Annotated in this window: 11 protein-coding genes; 7 read left to right on the forward strand and 4 right to left on the reverse strand. The window is 62.5% G+C overall.

Annotated elements, in window-relative coordinates; translation table 11 throughout:
• Positions 1-320 precede the first annotated feature (320 nt).
• Positions 321-977: a transposase gene (locus KBB96_RS09420; RefSeq protein WP_211634442.1), complete on the forward strand. Its 657-nt coding sequence runs from the start codon at positions 321-323 to the stop codon at positions 975-977.
• A gap of 119 nt (positions 978-1,096) precedes the next feature.
• On the opposite strand, the gene KBB96_RS09425 is transcribed toward KBB96_RS09420, so the two are convergent.
• The gene (locus KBB96_RS09425; RefSeq protein ID WP_211634443.1) at positions 1,097-5,005 is read right to left on the reverse strand and encodes a choice-of-anchor tandem repeat GloVer-containing protein; all 3,909 of its coding nucleotides are present in this window, start codon (positions 5,003-5,005) and stop codon (positions 1,097-1,099) included.
• Positions 5,006-5,354: 349 nt separating this feature from the next.
• Between KBB96_RS09425 and KBB96_RS09430 the strand changes: the two genes are divergently transcribed.
• Both KBB96_RS09430 and KBB96_RS09435 read left to right on the forward strand, forming a co-directional pair.
• On the forward strand, positions 5,355-6,005 hold the full coding sequence (locus KBB96_RS09430; RefSeq protein WP_211634444.1) for a hypothetical protein: 651 nt from the start codon (positions 5,355-5,357) through the stop codon (positions 6,003-6,005).
• Between the two features lie 156 nt (positions 6,006-6,161).
• Entirely contained in the window at positions 6,162-7,823 is a 1,662-nt protein-coding gene (locus tag KBB96_RS09435) for a hypothetical protein (RefSeq protein WP_211634445.1), read from the forward strand.
• Positions 7,824-7,951: 128 nt separating this feature from the next.
• Here the strand turns inward: KBB96_RS09435 and KBB96_RS09440 are convergent, their stop codons facing one another.
• The 3 genes from KBB96_RS09440 to KBB96_RS09450 all read right to left on the reverse strand — a co-directional run bounded on the left by KBB96_RS09440 (position 7,952) and on the right by KBB96_RS09450 (position 11,173).
• Positions 7,952-8,311, reverse strand: coding sequence for a hypothetical protein (locus tag KBB96_RS09440; protein ID WP_211634446.1), 360 nt, complete (start codon positions 8,309-8,311; stop codon positions 7,952-7,954).
• Between the two features lie 115 nt (positions 8,312-8,426).
• Positions 8,427-10,130, reverse strand: coding sequence for a glycosyltransferase (locus KBB96_RS09445; RefSeq protein WP_211634447.1), 1,704 nt, complete (start codon positions 10,128-10,130; stop codon positions 8,427-8,429).
• Positions 10,127-11,173 (reverse strand): glycosyltransferase, encoded by a 1,047-nt coding sequence (locus KBB96_RS09450; RefSeq protein WP_211634448.1) that lies wholly within the window; start codon positions 11,171-11,173, stop codon positions 10,127-10,129. Before KBB96_RS09450 ends, KBB96_RS09445 begins: the two co-directional genes overlap by 4 nt.
• 293 nt (positions 11,174-11,466) lie before the next feature.
• Here KBB96_RS09450 and KBB96_RS09455 point away from each other — a divergent pair, with 293 nt between their 5' ends.
• Genes KBB96_RS09455 through KBB96_RS09470 form a run of 4 tightly spaced genes read left to right on the forward strand, consistent with a single transcriptional unit; the run spans position 11,467 to position 15,995 of the window.
• Positions 11,467-12,330, forward strand: coding sequence for an Ig-like domain-containing protein (locus KBB96_RS09455; protein WP_211634449.1), 864 nt, complete (start codon positions 11,467-11,469; stop codon positions 12,328-12,330).
• Positions 12,331-12,347: 17 nt separating this feature from the next.
• A complete protein-coding gene (locus tag KBB96_RS09460; protein WP_211634450.1) occupies positions 12,348-13,526 on the forward strand; it encodes a S41 family peptidase in 1,179 nt (392 codons plus the stop codon).
• Positions 13,527-13,578: 52 nt separating this feature from the next.
• Positions 13,579-14,733, forward strand: a complete 1,155-nt coding sequence (locus tag KBB96_RS09465; RefSeq protein ID WP_211634451.1) for a PDZ domain-containing protein — start codon at positions 13,579-13,581, stop codon at positions 14,731-14,733.
• Positions 14,733-15,995: a hypothetical protein gene (locus KBB96_RS09470; protein WP_211634452.1), complete on the forward strand. Its 1,263-nt coding sequence runs from the start codon at positions 14,733-14,735 to the stop codon at positions 15,993-15,995. Before KBB96_RS09465 ends, KBB96_RS09470 begins: the two co-directional genes overlap by 1 nt.
• Positions 15,996-16,251: the final 256 nt, after the last annotated feature.

Consider the following 16,251-nt stretch of genomic DNA (forward strand, 5'->3'; position numbering starts at 1 on the left):
GAGGTGGAGTGGTGGGTGGAGCCGGAGGACGGGTGACCCCAATGTAGTCGAAAGCTCCGCTTTCGATATGGGGGCGGGTGGAGTGGTGGGCGAAGCCGGAGGGCGGGTGGCGTCCATCCCCGGAAGAGGGAAAGCTGGAGCTTCCCCCTACATTGGAATGCGGAGCGCAATGTAGTCGAAAGCTCTGCTTTCGATTGGGGGGAGGTTGAGTGGTGGATGGAAGTTGGAAGGCGGGTGGCGTCCATCCCCGGAAGAGGGAAAGCAGAGCTTCCCCCTACATTGTACTTGCGGACATTCCACCGGGACGGGCATCTAACAGCATGCTGCGCTTCCGTCCCCTGGACCCGGAAAGGAACGTGGAAAGGACCCACGGGGCGCTGCCGCACTGGAGCCAGGAAGGTGCGGTCCACTTCGTCACCTTCCGCTTGCACGACTCGATTCCCGCCGCGGCTCTGGAACGCTGGCACCGCGAACGCGCGGAATGGCTCGCGGTGCGCGGCGAGGCTCCGGATCGCGATGGCTGGTTCGAGCGCCTTTCCCCGGATCACCGGCGCGAATATTCACGCCGCTTCGGGCGGGCCGTGGAGGATGAGATGGACCGCGGCATGGGGTCCTGCGTGCTCCGCCAGCCGGAGCATGCGAGGATCGTGGCCGATGCGCTGGAGCATTTCCATGGGGAGCGGTACGTCCTCGGCGACTATGTGATCATGCCGAACCATGTGCATCTGCTCGTGATGCCCGGAGCGGAGCAACGGATCGGCGCGATTCTCCAGTCGTGGAAGAGTTTCACGGCCCGTGCGATCAATGAGCGAGCCGGCAGACGCGGCGCGCTGTGGCAGCGGGAGAGCTTCGATCACATCGTGCGGAACCGCCGGCAGTTGGATCGGTTGGCCGGTTACATTGCGGAGAATCCCATCAAGGCGAAGCTGCCGGCAGGAGAGTACCTGCACCGGCCCGTGGAGTGGGAGCCGATGTAGTGTGGCAATGTAGTCGAAAGCTCCGCTTTCGATCGAGGAGGCGGCTCGATGATGGGGGATCGTCAGAGGACAAGCGATGTCCATCCTCGGAAGAGGGAAAGCTGGAGCTTCCCCCTACATTAGAACACCATGAGCTTCGGCAGCTTCGGGGCTTCGACGAAGGCGTCGATCGTCATGGACGCGGGGGAGGCGGTGCCGCGCGGGGTGGCATTGGCGGCGCGCCAGGCGGTGTCGATCGTCGCGGTCTTGGTGCCGGCCTTGTAGAGGTGGCTGAACTCGGCGAAGGTGATGGTGCCGCTGGTGTCCGCGTCCAACTGACCGGCGACGCCGCGGCGCTGGACACGCATGGTACCAGCCTGATCGTAGGTGGTGAAGCTGGGCAGCGTCTGCGCCCACAGCCAGTCCCAGAAGTCCATGCCATCCCCACCCTGCGCGCGGGTCCAGTAGGCATCGATGGTTTTGGCGGCGGTGCCGGGCTTCCACATGAAGGCGATCTCGGCGCGGCTGACGATGTTGTCGTAGCTGGTGTCCACTTCCATGAAGACGGCGGTGCGGTTCACGGCGGTGGAGATGGTGCGGGAGGCGGTGCGGTTGGTGGCTCCGGCGGTGAACTCGGCGAGGGTGAGGAAGCCATCGCGGTTGGAGTCGATCACGTCGAAGATGGTCTCCTTCTTCGGCAGCTTGGCGTAGATGCCCAGCCACTCGGCGCGGGCGAGCTTGTCATCGCGGTTGCTGTCGAGCGCGGCGAAGAGGAAGGCCTCGGGGCTGTCGCTGGGATCGATGCCGGTCTCCGGCCAGTAGCTGAGCACGATGTCATTGCCATCCCCGCCCTGGTAGCTGAGGAGGAAGCGGTAGTTGTTGCCACCGTAGGCGATGGTGACGAGCGAGCCTTCCGGCAGGCCGTTGAAGGTGCCTTCCACGGCGGCGCTGCCGGGATTGCTGACGAGGACATACTCGGTGCCGCGGTGCGGCGGCGCGGTGAGGGTGGTGCCGGAAAGGGTGATGCCGGTGGCGATGAAGCCGTCCCACTCGACCGGCGCGGGATTGGCGGGATCGATGACGGGGCTGAGCATGTCCCCGCCCCAGGCGCGGAGGTGGAGGGTGAAGGGATTCTCGTCCGCGTCATCACTGGCGATGGTGATGGTGGCGGTGGAGCCGCCCAAGGCGACGGGAGAGAAGCGAACTACGAGAGTAGTCGTACTTCCAAAGGCGACGCTGGCGGCGGGCTGCTGGACGATGGTGAAGGGGCTGTCCTGCTCCGTGATGGAGGCGGAGAGGCCGGACAGCGTGCTGGTGGCGACGCTGGTGCGGACGGTGATCTCGAAATCACGGGTCTGGCCCACGGCGGTGTTCGCGAGGACGAGAGCCGCGCCGTCCGAGGCGAGATTGGTTTGTCCGCCGGCATCCACGGCGATGTCCGGCGGTGCTGCCAGCGTGGTGAAGGACTGGATGTCGCCCCTCACCTTCGTCACGCCGTCCGCCAGGGTGGTGAGGGCGCGGTAGTAGTAGGTGGTGAGCGGCGCGAGCGGGCTGGCCACGCCCATGAAGCCATTTCCGGAGCCGCCGGGGATGTTCGCGGCGAGGGCGGTGGAGGTGGCGAGGGTGGAGTCCGTGCCGTATTCGAAGGACACGACGGCGCTTTGCTCGATGGGGGTGGCGGTGCCGTGAAGCAGCGCGGAATTGAAGGAAACGGGATCGGCGATGCCGGTGAGGACATCCGGATAGACGCGGAGGCGGAAGATCTGGCCGCCGCCGCCGGACTGCCCGTCCGCGGAGAGTCCGCCGCTGCTGGTGGTGCCGTAGAGGTAGCCGCCGGGTGCGGAGATGAGGCGGCTCCACGGGTAGCTGCCATTGGTGCCATCAAAGCTCACCACGGTGGTGAGCACGCCCTCCGGGGTGATGCGGTAGAGGGTGCCGAGATCGTAGGTGCCGCCCTTTTCCGTGGTGCCGTAGAAATTGCCATCCGCTCCAAAGGCGAGGCCCGCCTGCGGGGTGCTGCCATTCGCGCCGGTGAAGCTGGCGAGGGTGGTGAGCGCGCCGGCGGGAGTCATCTTGAAGACGGTGCCCTTGTCCGCGGTGCCGCCGGTACGGGTGACACCGTAGAAGGTGCCGGTGAGGATATTGCCCTGGAGCAGGAGCTCGCCCACGGGGGTGCCGCCATTGGTGCCATCGAAGTTCACCAGCGTTTCGAGCGTGCCGCTGGTGCCGTTGATCTTGAAGATGGTGCCCTTCCCGCCGGTGCCGCCCGCGGAATTGGAGGCGTAGAAGGTGGTGCCACCCACGGAGGTGGGTCCGCCGAGCGGGGTGTTTCCAGTGGAACTGCTGAAATTCGCGAGCGTGGTGATGGTGCCGCCGGACGACCGGTAGAAGGTGCCGAGGCCGCCGCTGCCACCCATGGAAGTCATGCCGTAAGAGGTGCTGCTGAGAGCAACGACGGGGCCGACGGTCTGCGCGCCGATGGCGAAGGTGGCGCCGACATTGAGCGCGCCGTCGAGGGTGACCGCATTGGTGGCGGGGTTGATCTTGACCACGGAGCCATTGGACCCCGCGGAGAACGGCCCGTAGGTGGTGGTGCTGAAAAGGAAGGGGATGATGGGGGAGGAGCTTGCGGTGAGCGCGGCCTTCGGGAAGGCACCGAAGGAGGGGGTGCCGGGGTAGTAGCCGCAGCTCGCCACCGTGCTGAGGACGCCCTGGGGAGTCATGCGGAAGAACGCGCCGTAGCCATAGCCACCGCCCTCCGAGGCAGAGCCGTAGAAGTTCCCGTCCGAGGCGAGGACGAGGCCCGCCATGGGGGTCTTCCCGGCGAAGTCGGTGAAGGTGGCGAGCGTCGTGAGATTCCCCGCCAGATCCATGCGGAAAAAGACGCCGTTGGTCGAATAGTTGTCACCCGGGGGGTGTCCGCCATTACTAGTGATGCCGTAGAAGAGGCCGTCCGATGCGAGAACCACGCCGCCCATGGGATTTCCGCCATTGCCGGGGCCGGCGGTGCCGAAGGTGGCCATGCGGGTGATGCCACCGGCCGGAGCCACGCGGAAGATGGTGCCGCCATTGATAAGACCCCCGCTGCCATCCCGGTAGGAGGTGCCGTAGTAGTTTCCGTCTTCTCCCAGGGTGAGCTCACAGGCCGGGCCGCGGCCGTTGCTCCCATCGAAGCTGCCCAGCACCGTGATCGCACCGGCCGGGGTGAGACGGTAAACGCAGCCGATGCCGGATTGGCCGCCCTCCCAGGTGGTGCCGAGGAAATTGCCCGCGCCATCCGGGATCAGTCCGCTCTTCGGCTTCATGCCGTTCCCGACATTGAATTTGACCAGCAGGTTCAGCGTGCCGGTGGTGGTGACGGTGTAGATGGAGCCGTAGTCGTCCATGAACGCGTCCGAGCCCGTGCAGACGCCGTAGAGGAGGCCGTTCGCATCCGCCACCATCCTGCCGGTGGGGTTGGTGCTGCCCTTCGTGCTATCGAAGGAGGCGATGGTGGTGAGCGTGCCGCCGGGCGTCAGTTGGAAAATGGTGCCCCGGTTCGCAGTGCCGCCGGTGGAGGTATTGCCGTAGAAATTCCCGTCCGAGGCGAGGGTGACTCCGCCATTCGGCGCGCTGCCATTCACGCCGCCGGAGAAGCTGGCGAGGGTGGTGAGCACGCCCGCGGTGCTGACGCGGAAGACGGTCCCCTTCCCGTTCGCGCCGCCGGACTCGGTGGTGCCGTAGAGCTCGCCATTCGTGCCGAGGGTCAGTTCGCCCTTTGGCGCGGCGCCATTGGTGCCGTTGAAATTGACGAGCACGGTGAGGGTGCCGGTCTTCGTCAGCTTGTAGAAGGTGCCGAGATCGTACGCGCCTCCGAGCGGGCTGGTGCCGTAGAACTCGCCGCCGATCTCCACGAGCTTCATGCGCACGTCCTTCGGGCTCAGCGGCAGCGCCTGCACGCGCTCCAGCACGGGAGGAGTGGTGGCGGCCATCGCCGCACCGGAAACCGCCCATGCGAGGGAGGAGACAAACGCGGCACGGCAGATGCGGCGGAAGATCGGGGACTTCATATGATCGGAATCAAGGGGAGAAATGACGCGCTTACATCCGTGGATGAATCGCCCCGGTCAAGCGGAATGGGCGGATAAGGAAAGACATGCAGGGCCATCGTGCGGAATGCATGAACTGTGTGTGAAGATGGGGTGAATCCGGGAGAGGAGACGGAGGTCTGGCGAACGAACCTGCCAGCCCCGGACCCACCGGCGAATGAACGCCACACGGAGTCTCCAGCCATCACGACACCCACGCCGACCCGAAAGATAAATCATTCATCAACAGCATTTAATGAAACAAAAATGACATGATCATTTTGTTCATTTTTCATATCCGCAGGACCGAAAAGCTGTAGGGAATATCTCCGTGAAAACAATCCTGATCCTCATCATCGGCGTGGTTTCCCTATCCCTTGACGCGCCTCCGGCCAAGGCCGCCATCGTCACCACCGGGGATTGGGAGCATGGTGTGGCGGAAGGTGACACGCCCCTGCCGGAACTGACCTTCACCGCCGACATCAGCTTCCAGATCCAGCAGGCCAGCGAGATCCGCTTCCTGGTTTTTGACGATTGGCTGCCGGGTGATCCGGGAGGAACGGCCACGACACAGTTGTTTCCTCCCGATGGAATTTATTATCAAATCAACGGGGGCACCATCCAGTTGTCCAATGTTGTCGGTTTCTTCTACAGTTGGGGGCCATCCGGAGACATGATGCCGAGGGACGGAGGTTTCGCATTCATTGAAGCGATCCCCATTTCCGAGGGAGACGTATTCACCATCGTGGCCCATACCTACAGGCTCGGCTCCCTGATCTCTTTCGGATCGGGCGACCTATCCCTCACCCCGACCCTGTTCGAAGGACCGGCCTTTGTCAGCAACAGCCAGGGAACCAGTCTCGGCAGGATCGCCAATGTTCCCGAGCCCTCGGTTCCCATCCTGGGAATGGTCGCCGGGCTGGCCCTGCTACGCCGCCGCGTCCGGCGCGGAGCAAACGGACATCCAGCAGGAGGTGGATGAATCCGGACCAGCGCGGAAGCACGGCGCACAGGATGCAAATTGACAAAAACCGCTGCAATGTCGTTCCATCGAATTTCTAACAATTTTCATACCAATTCCCCCCATCCGATGAGATCACGCCACCTGCCCTTGATTTTGGGATTTGTCTCTTGCGCCATGCTGAGCGAGCCGGCCGCCGCGGACGCCTACTTCTATCACCCCGGCATGAAGATCGAGCTGGGCAAGAGCTTTGACAAGGCGCGGCCATTCGAGGACATCACCAGCAACGGCTTCTTCGAGTTCAAGGAAACGCCGAAGGGTTCGCCCGCGGGAACCATCCGCTTCAGCTTCCAGTTCGCGGATGACTACAGCCAGTTCTACTCCTCATCCCGGCAGAATTACAGCGCCTCCGCAAAGTGGAAGCTGTTCAAGGGAAAGGCATCGGCCGGCATCTCGAAGAGCGGCGGATTCTCCAAGCGTAACGTGGTGTGCGTGATCAGCGCGGAGAAAACCTACGTAACGGAGTCCGTGGGCGGAGACTTGAAATTGTCCGCACAAGGGCTGGAGTATCTCCAGCAGGCTGTGACCGCGGACAATGCGGAGGCCTTCTACGAGACGGCAGGCACGGAGGTGGTGACAGGCCTCACACGCTCGGCGAAAGTGATCGTGGTGATCAATTTCCAGACCTCCAGCGAATCCCAGGCATCCTCGCTGAAAACCGCGCTGGAGGCGAGCTACGGGCCGGTGTCCGGCGCGGCGGACTTTGCCAAAAGCATGGCGAGCCAGAAGATCCGCTACAGCTATGACATCCAGACCTACGAGGATGGCATCCAAGGCAACAAGTCGATCACGGCGAAGCTGGGGACGGTCGATCCGGCGGACTTCTATGCGATCCGCGCGGTCGTGTCCACCGCGTTCTCCGAGACCGTGCCCGCGGATTGCCCGATCAGTGAGTTCCAGACCCAGCGGATCGTGACCCTGCCGCAGATCGCGTTCAGCAAGGTGGCGAAGTATCTGAAGCAGCAGCGGGCACTGGAGGAGGAACGGGATATCCACCTGGAGCGCTACTATCAGGCATGGCTGGCGTGGAACCAGCGGATGGATGAGGTTTCCCGGTTCGAGAAGATCCCGGAATCGTGGTTCTCGGACAACGGGGCGTTTTTCCTGAAGACGAAGCGGAAGGAATCCCAGGAAAAGATGGATGAAGCCCGCTCAAGGGCGAGAAGGACGGAGCTGGCCTCGCTGGATGAACTCGCCGCCATGAGGACGGACGATCTGGAGCTGCCGCCACTGGACCTCATGTCCTATGTGAAAAAGCCAGCGGCGCGGCTGAGGGCCTACAAGGAGAGCGCGCTGGGGGAAAGCACGGCGGGAGCCGCCAACTACGAGCACACCCATTTCCACAAGGAATACTATCCGGAGGTGCAGTTCCCCACGGCGGTGGTGCTCCAGCAGGTGAACCGCATCATTCTCAAGAACAACGATAAGCGTGTGATCGAACTCAGCGCGGCCGAAGTGCTGGAGGGGCTGGGCGATGAATGCTCCTTTTCCTTCCAGGAGATCCTGGGACGCAGCGGGCTGGAGGATTTCGTTTCCTTCAAAAGCAGGTTTGGCGGCGGCGCCCACCTGCAGGACATGGTGGACCGCTACAACATCAGGAACGTGTATTCGTGGGGAGGCCACAAGGCAGCCCACGCTCCAAACATGACGGCCACGCGCAATGGAGTGAACGCGGCCTTCGCCGCCGAGGAGAGAAATCGGAACTACTCGCTGGAGATCCACTTCAACAACAGCACCATGCAAGCGCTGAAGATCGGCAACTACTACACGCGGCCGTGACAGGTGGCGGGAACACCGCGCCCGATAGCAGTTGGATAGGAAAGCAGCACCATGGGCCCCGCCCATTGGGAAGGCCCTCCTCGTCTCAAGGCTCAACTCTCTGATGAAGGCGGAGGCTTGGAGGCATTCTACTCCTTTGCTTTCTTCTCCTGCGCCCAGAGCTTGTCGCCTTCCTCCCAGCCCTTGTCACGGGCGGCTTCGATTTCCCCGCCGGGGATTCCGGCCATGGATGCATCCAGGCAGAGACTGGCGAGATCGCTGCCAGCGGGACCTGGCATGTCCCTGGCCTCACGCAGTGTTTCCAATCGTGCCTTGACCGCAGCGGCGCGGATCTTCTCCAACGTTTCCTGCCTTGCGGGCAGCTTGATACCGCTGGCGGAATCGACCTTGCCATCTTGATCAGGAGCGGGCGCAGGGCGGAGGAAATGCCAGGCGAGTCCCGCCGTGGCGAGGACTCCTGCGAGGATGAGGACGGGGAGAAGCTTCATGATATCACGGATGGATGAGGCTCCACAGGATGGGATACCACGATGGTGAAAGTCGAGCGCTTGTGACGAGCGGAGCAGACCGAGGGGGATGGGACGGAACCGCGAGGGCCGGTGGCTACCACAGCCGGATCTCGCGGACAGTGAAGGGTGCGGCATCATTCGCGCGCTGGAAGGTCTCCGGCGGCCAATGGTCCCACTTCAGAGTGAGGCCGGTGCCGCACTCCTCATACATGCCGCCATCGTGGCCGGCGCGGAGGAAGCGTCCATCGCGCAGGAGGTGGATGAATCCGGACCAGTGCGGATGGACGGCGTGCAGGACGCGGGTGGTTTCCGGGAGGGCGGAAACGGCGGCGGGAATGTCCAGCGGCGCGTTTGGATCGCGGGCGCTTTGCTCATAGTCGGAGCGCCTACGATTCATATAGTAGCAATCGCGGACTTCCTCCGGGTGCCACTGGTGGAGAATGGCATCGGTGGCCTCGCGGCGGACGGGGGCGAGGCTGGAGACGCGCTGGTGGAAGAGATTGTCCTCCCCTCCCCAACTGTGAAACTCCGGCACGCCGCCCGCCGCACGGAAAAGACCGCGCGTGACGAAGGCGATGCCGTAGCCGTCCACGCCAGCGGCGGCCATCGAGCCATCCGCGGCAAGATGCCGGATGACCGGGAACGAGGCGGCGCCCTTCGCAAGCGCGCGCAAGCCTTCCTCGATCGCGGCGGGCGTGACGAGCAGGTCGGCATCGCAGAGGAAGAGTGACTCGCTGCTGGCGTGGGAGGCCGCGAGATTGAGGCCGCGCCCACGGGAGAACGGACCATCGGCGTGGATGAGCCGGATGTGCAGTCCCCTGCCCGCTTCGCCGATCCATTGCCCGAGCGGGTGATCGTCCGAGCCGAAGTCCGCGACGACGAGCTCGATGGGGCCGAGCGTTTCCGCCACCCGCGCGAGCGAGGCGACGCAGCGCGGGAAGAGATCGAGCGAGCCGCCAGCGTGCGGGACTCGCGAGCGGTTCTTCACGCTCACGCACACGGACAGCAGCGGCTCTCCGGGACGCGGGGTGAGCGGCGCGCGCTCCTCCGCGATGTGTGCGGCGATGATGCGGTCATAGGGCAACGACCACTCCGCGGTGATGGCTTTCATGCCCGGCTGCACCGTCTCCGCGACATGGGCGGCGCATTCGTCCCAGCCGCGGCCGTAGCCGTAGCCGGAGACGTGATAGGTGCGGACGTGGTTCATGCGGTAGATGTAGAAGGCCTCATCGCGATCGAGGGCGGCGCTGTCCCACAGGCCGAGGCGTTTCACGCAGTGGTCGAATCCCTGGTCCTCTCCGGCATCGATCAAGGGATAGCCGCCGCAGGCATCGAAAAGGGTGCGGCTGTAGCCGGCCATGGCGTGGGCCATCGCGCCTTGGTGGAATTCCGCGCCGTGGCCGGTCCACCACCACAGGTCGGTGGGCTTGAAGTAATGGCGGTTCCGCATGCGCGCGATGGTCACGGAGATCCGGTGCGGGAGGCAGATGTCATCATCGTCCCACGGCAGGAAGACATCGCCGGTGGCGAGCGCGGCGAGCTGGTTGCGCTTCCCGCCGAGCGAGCCGCAGCGTTCTGTCAGATTCACGAGGGTGACGCCGGGCCATTCACCGGAGAGCGGCATCTCCGGGTGATCGTTCAGGACGATGAGCTCCTTTTCACCGGGATAATCCTGGCGCAGGAAGGACCCGATGGCCTCGCCGATCAGATGCGGGCGGCCGTAGGTGGGGCAGAGGCAGGAGACCTTCGGCGGGCGTCCGTCCCAGTGGCGGAAGTCGTAGGCGGGCGTGCTCATCATTCCGGAAGTTCCGCGAGTTCCTCGAAGACCGCCTGCCAGCTCGCCTTGGATGCCTCCAGGCCGCCGAGCTCCAGCCCGCGCAGGCGCGCCGCCTCCGCCATCTCCGCGCGCAGCCGCGGCTCATACGCCATACGGCTCGCGTAGTAGATGAAGTCACGCTCATGGTCGCACAGCCAGCCGGTCTTCCCGTGCTCCACGATCTGCTGCCAGCCGCCGCGGTTGTCCACGATCAGCACGCTGCCGCTGGCCATGGCCTCGAAGCCGATGCGCGGCCAGTTTTCCGTGGTGTCCGTGGGCTGGAGGATGATGCCGCAGTGCTTGTAGAAGTCCTGCTGCGGGACCACGTGGTGATCGTGCGCGGTGCGGATCCAGTCGTACGGCTTGCCGATTTTTTCCTCGCTGCGGCGGTCGAAGCCGAGGAACAGGCCGCGCTTCGGCACGGGGGAGACGAAGGTTTCGTAGATGTGCAGCGTGTTGGCCGCGAACTTGTCCGCATCCTGCCGCGAGATCCGGCCGCAGCCGAAGGTGCCGCTGTCACGCTCCGCGATGAAGGGAAAGCGCGATTGGTCGAAGTAGGCCTTGAAGGTGCGGAAGCGGATGTCCGGATCACTATTGAGCGCGCGCAGCTCCGGCATGTGCTTCTGCCGCACGGCCTCGTTCTGATAGAGGAACATCGCGATCCGGCCGTCCGCCATCGCCTCCTTCTCCTTGTCGAAGAGCCACGTCATGCAGTTGGCGAAGACGGTGCGGCGCGTGTGCCTGCGGATCTCCGGCAGGGCCTCCAGGAATTCCCCGCTGCAGAAGTTCAGCAGCGGATCGCCGGGCCGCAGCGCGGTGAAATCGTTCGGCCCGTGAATGACCACGCCCTTTTCCCGCATCTCGGGCAGCAGCGGCTCATGCGCGGGGTGCCACATGGGGATGAGGTGGACCTCCAGCCCCATCTCCAGCCAGATGAGGATCTGGTGGTGGAGCTCGGTACTAGCCCCGCCGTAGAGACCCGGGAAGCCGTGGACGAAGACGCGTGAGATTGGTTTGTTGCTCATGGTTTGGATTGCAGCGCCTTCCTGCCTCCGCCTTCCACCCGCGGCGAGCGGCCCGGGCGGACTAGCGGCGCGCGCCGCAGGCATAGTAGCGCGAAGGTCCTCCTTCGCGTGTTTCTGGCGGGGCTTCGCGGGCAAGGGTTGCATCACCCGCAAAGCCATCTTCCCCGCACGCAAGGCGGGAGCCTCGCGCTACTAGTCCGCCCGATGCGGATGACGCCGCCCGTCATCGGGTGTCGGCTATCCCCCGTCGCAAGCGACAACAAACCAAACAACACACAAACCACACCACCACTATGCCTCCAAGCAGCTCCTCCAGCTCATCCTCCAGCAGCGCCCCCGCCTTCATCCAGTTCCTCGATGCCCTCGTCGAACTGAACAACCCCCACGCCGATGACTATGGCGTGCTTGAGGTGGACTACCAAAACACCTTCACCACGCCAATCGTCTCCGTGGAGCAGACCACGAGCCTGCCGATCACCATCGTCTCCACGACCCCGACCTCGATCACCATCAAGGCGAACCCATCGTTGGTGACGGCGGCTGGTCAGGCGGATGCGACAGCCTCGTTCCAGTTCAAGGACGCCTTTAACAACCCGGTCGGTACCGCCAGCCTCGGTGTCGGCTTCAAGAAGACGTTCAAGTCCGGCCTGGCCGAAGACATCGGCGGCTTCAATTTCTCCGGGCTGATCACCCCGGCGGTCTCCGCGGCCTACACCTCTCCGGTGATCGACGGCAATTTCGACAATCCGAACGCCTCGGTTGCAGTGGGACTCACCATCGGCGCGATCGCAGAGCGGGACGGTCTCAACGTCCAGTTCCAGACCGGCCTCACTGCCACGATTCCCGACATCAACATGAATCCCTCGATCAAGTTCGACGCGGTCGCCAAGATCACGCTTGTGGACTCCACGATCGTGCCGGACATGTTCACGATGCTCGGCCTGCAAGCCAAGCAAACCTGGGGCCCCGGCTCCTTTGACGATGGCACGACCACGTTCAATCTGAACTTCGGACTGCTGAATGAGAATCCAACTGGAAAAGCCGTCGATTTCCAAGCTAACGGCTTGCAGTTCTACCTCGAAAGCGTATTGGGATCGAGCTCCTCGCACTCCAACAGCAATGATGTGGGTGTGACGTATCGGGCGACATTCGATTGAGGCACATACATTCCGTCATGCATCTTTTCATCCGATCCATACTGGCCGTATGGCTTGGCGTTGTTGGAATCAGCTTCGCCGAGTCCAATTTCACGGAAAGCCGGTTTCTCTATGAGAACCGGATTCCCGATGGACCGGCGGTGTTGTTCGGTGAAATCAGCATCGACGGAAAAGCCCATCCGCTCATGGTCGATGTTGGAGCGGAAGCGGTTTTGATAGCGGACTCTTCCATCGCAGCCCAATACGGCGCGCCGATGGAAGAGACCCGCATCAAGTATAGCAACTTCAAGGGGTGGAAGTATTCCATCCCTGCGGCCACCGTGGGCGGTTTGAAATTCCCTGCCTCGGTATTTCCGGCGTATGATCTCACTTCCATCAGAAACTCGCTGGGCACCGGTCCCTTTTGTATCCTGGGATGGGAGGCATTGAAGGGAAAGAGTCTCGAGCTCGATCACGATGCGGGACGTTTCCGTATCTTCGAAGGCCCGGGCGATCCTCCCGCCGGGTGGATCACGCTGCCGATGACTTTCGAGCATAATTTGCCGAATATCCATGCCACGCTCGCTGGAAAGGAAGAGTCCTGGCAAATCGATACCGGCTTCAATGACACCATCATGGTTTCGCAGGCAAATTTCGAGCGGCTCGTTGCGGACGGGTTCATTCGGGAGAGAAATCCGGGGGCGGTCACGAGAATCGGGGAAACGCGTACGATGCGAACCGGTTACTTCAATAAAGGGAAACTCCTGGGAGTGGATCTGGCTGGCTTGAGTGTCACCACCGAACCACGGGACTATGACGTTCTTGGCATGACGTTTTTCCGGAAAATGAACCTGCTCATTTCCATCGAGCCCTCGCGCTTCAGCTACACTCTTCGGAAAAACCCCGTGCCGCCGATCTCCGAGACGATCATGATGGGGATCATCTTCACCTATGACAAAGGCCAGGGCGTGATCGAACGCATCCGGCCTGGATCGAATGCGGAGAAGCTGGGATTGAAGCCCGGAGACCGGGTGGAGCGGATCGACGAATTGGGAGACGTGCCGCTGGATGCCTTCAAGATGTTCGATCTGTGCCGGAAATATGCGGAGAAGCCGGTGACCCTCCGCATCAAGCGCGATGGCCAACCGCTCACGGTCCCGCTGCCGCTGACCGCACTGGTGGATTCATGGAACCGGTCGCCGGTTCCAGCGAAGTGAAGTGAGTATGATCGGCCAATCGACATCCAAACGAAAAGCACTTCGTCTGCGCTTGCCGTTGCTTGGCTTGATCGCGCAAACGGCCTTCGCTGCGGACAAAACCACGGAAAGCCGGGTGCTCTATGAGAACCGGATTCCCGATGGCCCGGCGATTCTAGTGGGTGAAATCGGGGTGGCGGGAAAGAACTATCCGCTGATCATCGACACCGGCGCGGAGGCTACCCTGCTGGCCGATCTGGCGGCAGCGAAGCCATTCAAGGAAGCCCCCGGGGAAGCGCAGGTCAAACGAACCGAATTCAAGGGACGGAATTACTTCATCCCGGAGGCGACGGTAGGCAAACTCAAGATTCCAGCGGCCGTCACTCCCGCCTATGATTTCAGCAACCTGAGAGGCCCGATGGGCGTGGACTTCTTCGGATACCTGGGGTGGAAGGCCCTTCAAGGGCGCACCCTGCAACTCGATCACGATGCAGGAAAATTGCGCATCCTGAATGGAGCGGTGCCTCTCCCCGGCGCGCAAGCCACACTTCCGGTAACGATCGAACACAATACGCCAAGCTTCCGCGCTCCGCTGAACGGCAAGGATCATGCGTGGCTCATTGATACCGGCTTCAACGACACTTTCATCATTTCCTCATCGCACTTTGGTGATCTCGTGGAGGCAGGTTTCGTCCGCAGGACATCAGGAGGAAGGGTGGCGAGGATTGAAGGAGAATATCAGACAGAGACCGGCTACTTTCTCAAAGGTTCACTGCTGGGCGTCGATCTCACCGGCCTCAGCGTCACGACCGATCCCCACGGTTACGACGTGGTCGGCATGCTGTTTCTCAAAAAACTCAACGTCGCGCTATCGCTGGAACCTTCACGCTTCAGTTACTCCATCCGGAAAAATCCCCCACACCCGATCTCCGAACAGCTCATGCTCGGGATCATCTTCATCTACGATCATGGCCAAGGCGTGGTTGCCCGCATCAAGCCCGAATCCAATGCGGAGAAGGCGGGATTCAAACCCGGAGACCGCGTCGAAAAGATTGACGAACTGGGCGACGGTCCGTTGGACTGCTTCAAGCTATACGATCTGTGCCTAAAGCATGCTGGCAAACCGGTGACCCTCCGCGTCAGGCGCGATGGCCAGCCGCTCACGATCCAGCTTCCTCTCACTGCCGCGGTGGACGCCTGGAACTTCGACGCACCCCAATCCAAGTGATGATCACCGGCCACGCGGCGTTCTTCCGGAGAGCTCATGACTTGTGCCTGCCGTTGCTGGGCTTGATCGCGCAAGCGGGTTTCGCCGCGCTGCTTGCAGTTTGGGGCCATGGTGCGTTCATCGCACAAGCGGCAACGGACGCGACAGCGACAGCGGAGAAGGACAAACAGGAGCTATACCGAAGCTCCCTCTCTCCCGATCCCTGTCATTTCTTCGTGAAGGCGAAGCTGCGGGACGAAGATGTGGCACTCATTGTGGATACCGGTGCCCGGCGGGCTCTGACCTTCGAGGAAAGTGTAGCCAAGACGTTGGGGCCGGCTCTCAATCCCGTTCAGGTTAATCGCGAGGTCCAGGGGGCCGTTTACAAGATACCGGAGGTCAGGATCGGCCATCTGGTCCTCCCTGAAAGCGAGAGATCGGCGATCGATCTCAGTAGCATGCGGTTTGTCACGGGCATGCCGGTGCTGGGAGTTGTCGGCTGGGAAAGCCTCAAGGGCAGGACGCTCGTCATCGACAATGATGCGCATTCGTTGGAGATCCGCGAGGGCAAGGCGGGACTTTCACATCCGCAACTGTCCCTCCCGGTGGAGGTGGAGGAACCACTGGGCCTCCCCCAAGTCCGGGCAAAGGTGGGCGATAGTGAGATTCCATTCGTGATCGATACCGGCGACAACGGATGCGTGGGCCTGTCGAAGGCGGAGTTCGAACGACTGGAGGCGGAAGGCTATATTCAGACCTTCAACGAGGGGGAGAAACAGGTATCGGTGGGCGGCATCCGATCCGCGAAGAGCGGCATGTTCACCCGGGGGACGATCTGGGGCGTGGATCTCAAGGGACTGCCGGTGGCATCCAATGCCAGTGATGTCTGCGCCGTGGGATTGGTTTTTCTGCTCAAGTTGAACTATTCCATCTCGAACAGCCCTTCGGTATTTTCATGCAGCGTGAGAGCCAATCCCGAGCCACCCGTCCAATTGCCGAGGATGGCCGGAGCGTTCATCGTCTATCGCGATGGCCATGCCGTGATTGCGAAGATCAAAAAAGGCGGTCCGGCGGACAATGCAGGACTGGCGGAGCGGGATGAGATCAAGTCCATCGATGAATTCGGGGACAAGCCTCTCAACCTCTCCAATCTTTATGAAGTATGCCGGAAGCAAGCCGGGAAATCGCTGACGCTCCACCTTTCAAACCAGGGCTCTCCGAAAGTTGTGCGGTTGGAACTGCCCGCAGCACCTTCGGCCTGGGAAGGAAAAGCGCCGGAATAGCGGCGTGATCGGCATCGCCGGAAAGACCTATCCGCCAAGCGGTTTTGATAGCGTACTCTTCCATCGCAGCCCAATACGGCGCGCCGGAGGGAGAGACCCGCATCAATTACAGCGACGTCGAGGGGCTGAGGTAAGCCATTCCCGCGGGATCCATCCGGAGATTTCTCAGGCTGCGCCTGTTGCCACCGATTCCGCTTCACCTCACACGAGCGGCCTTCGTTTCGGCCAATCCTTCAAAGAGCCGTGTTCTCCATGA

The sequence above is a fragment of the Luteolibacter ambystomatis genome (assembly GCF_018137965.1).
Classification (GTDB): domain Bacteria; phylum Verrucomicrobiota; class Verrucomicrobiia; order Verrucomicrobiales; family Akkermansiaceae; genus Luteolibacter; species Luteolibacter ambystomatis.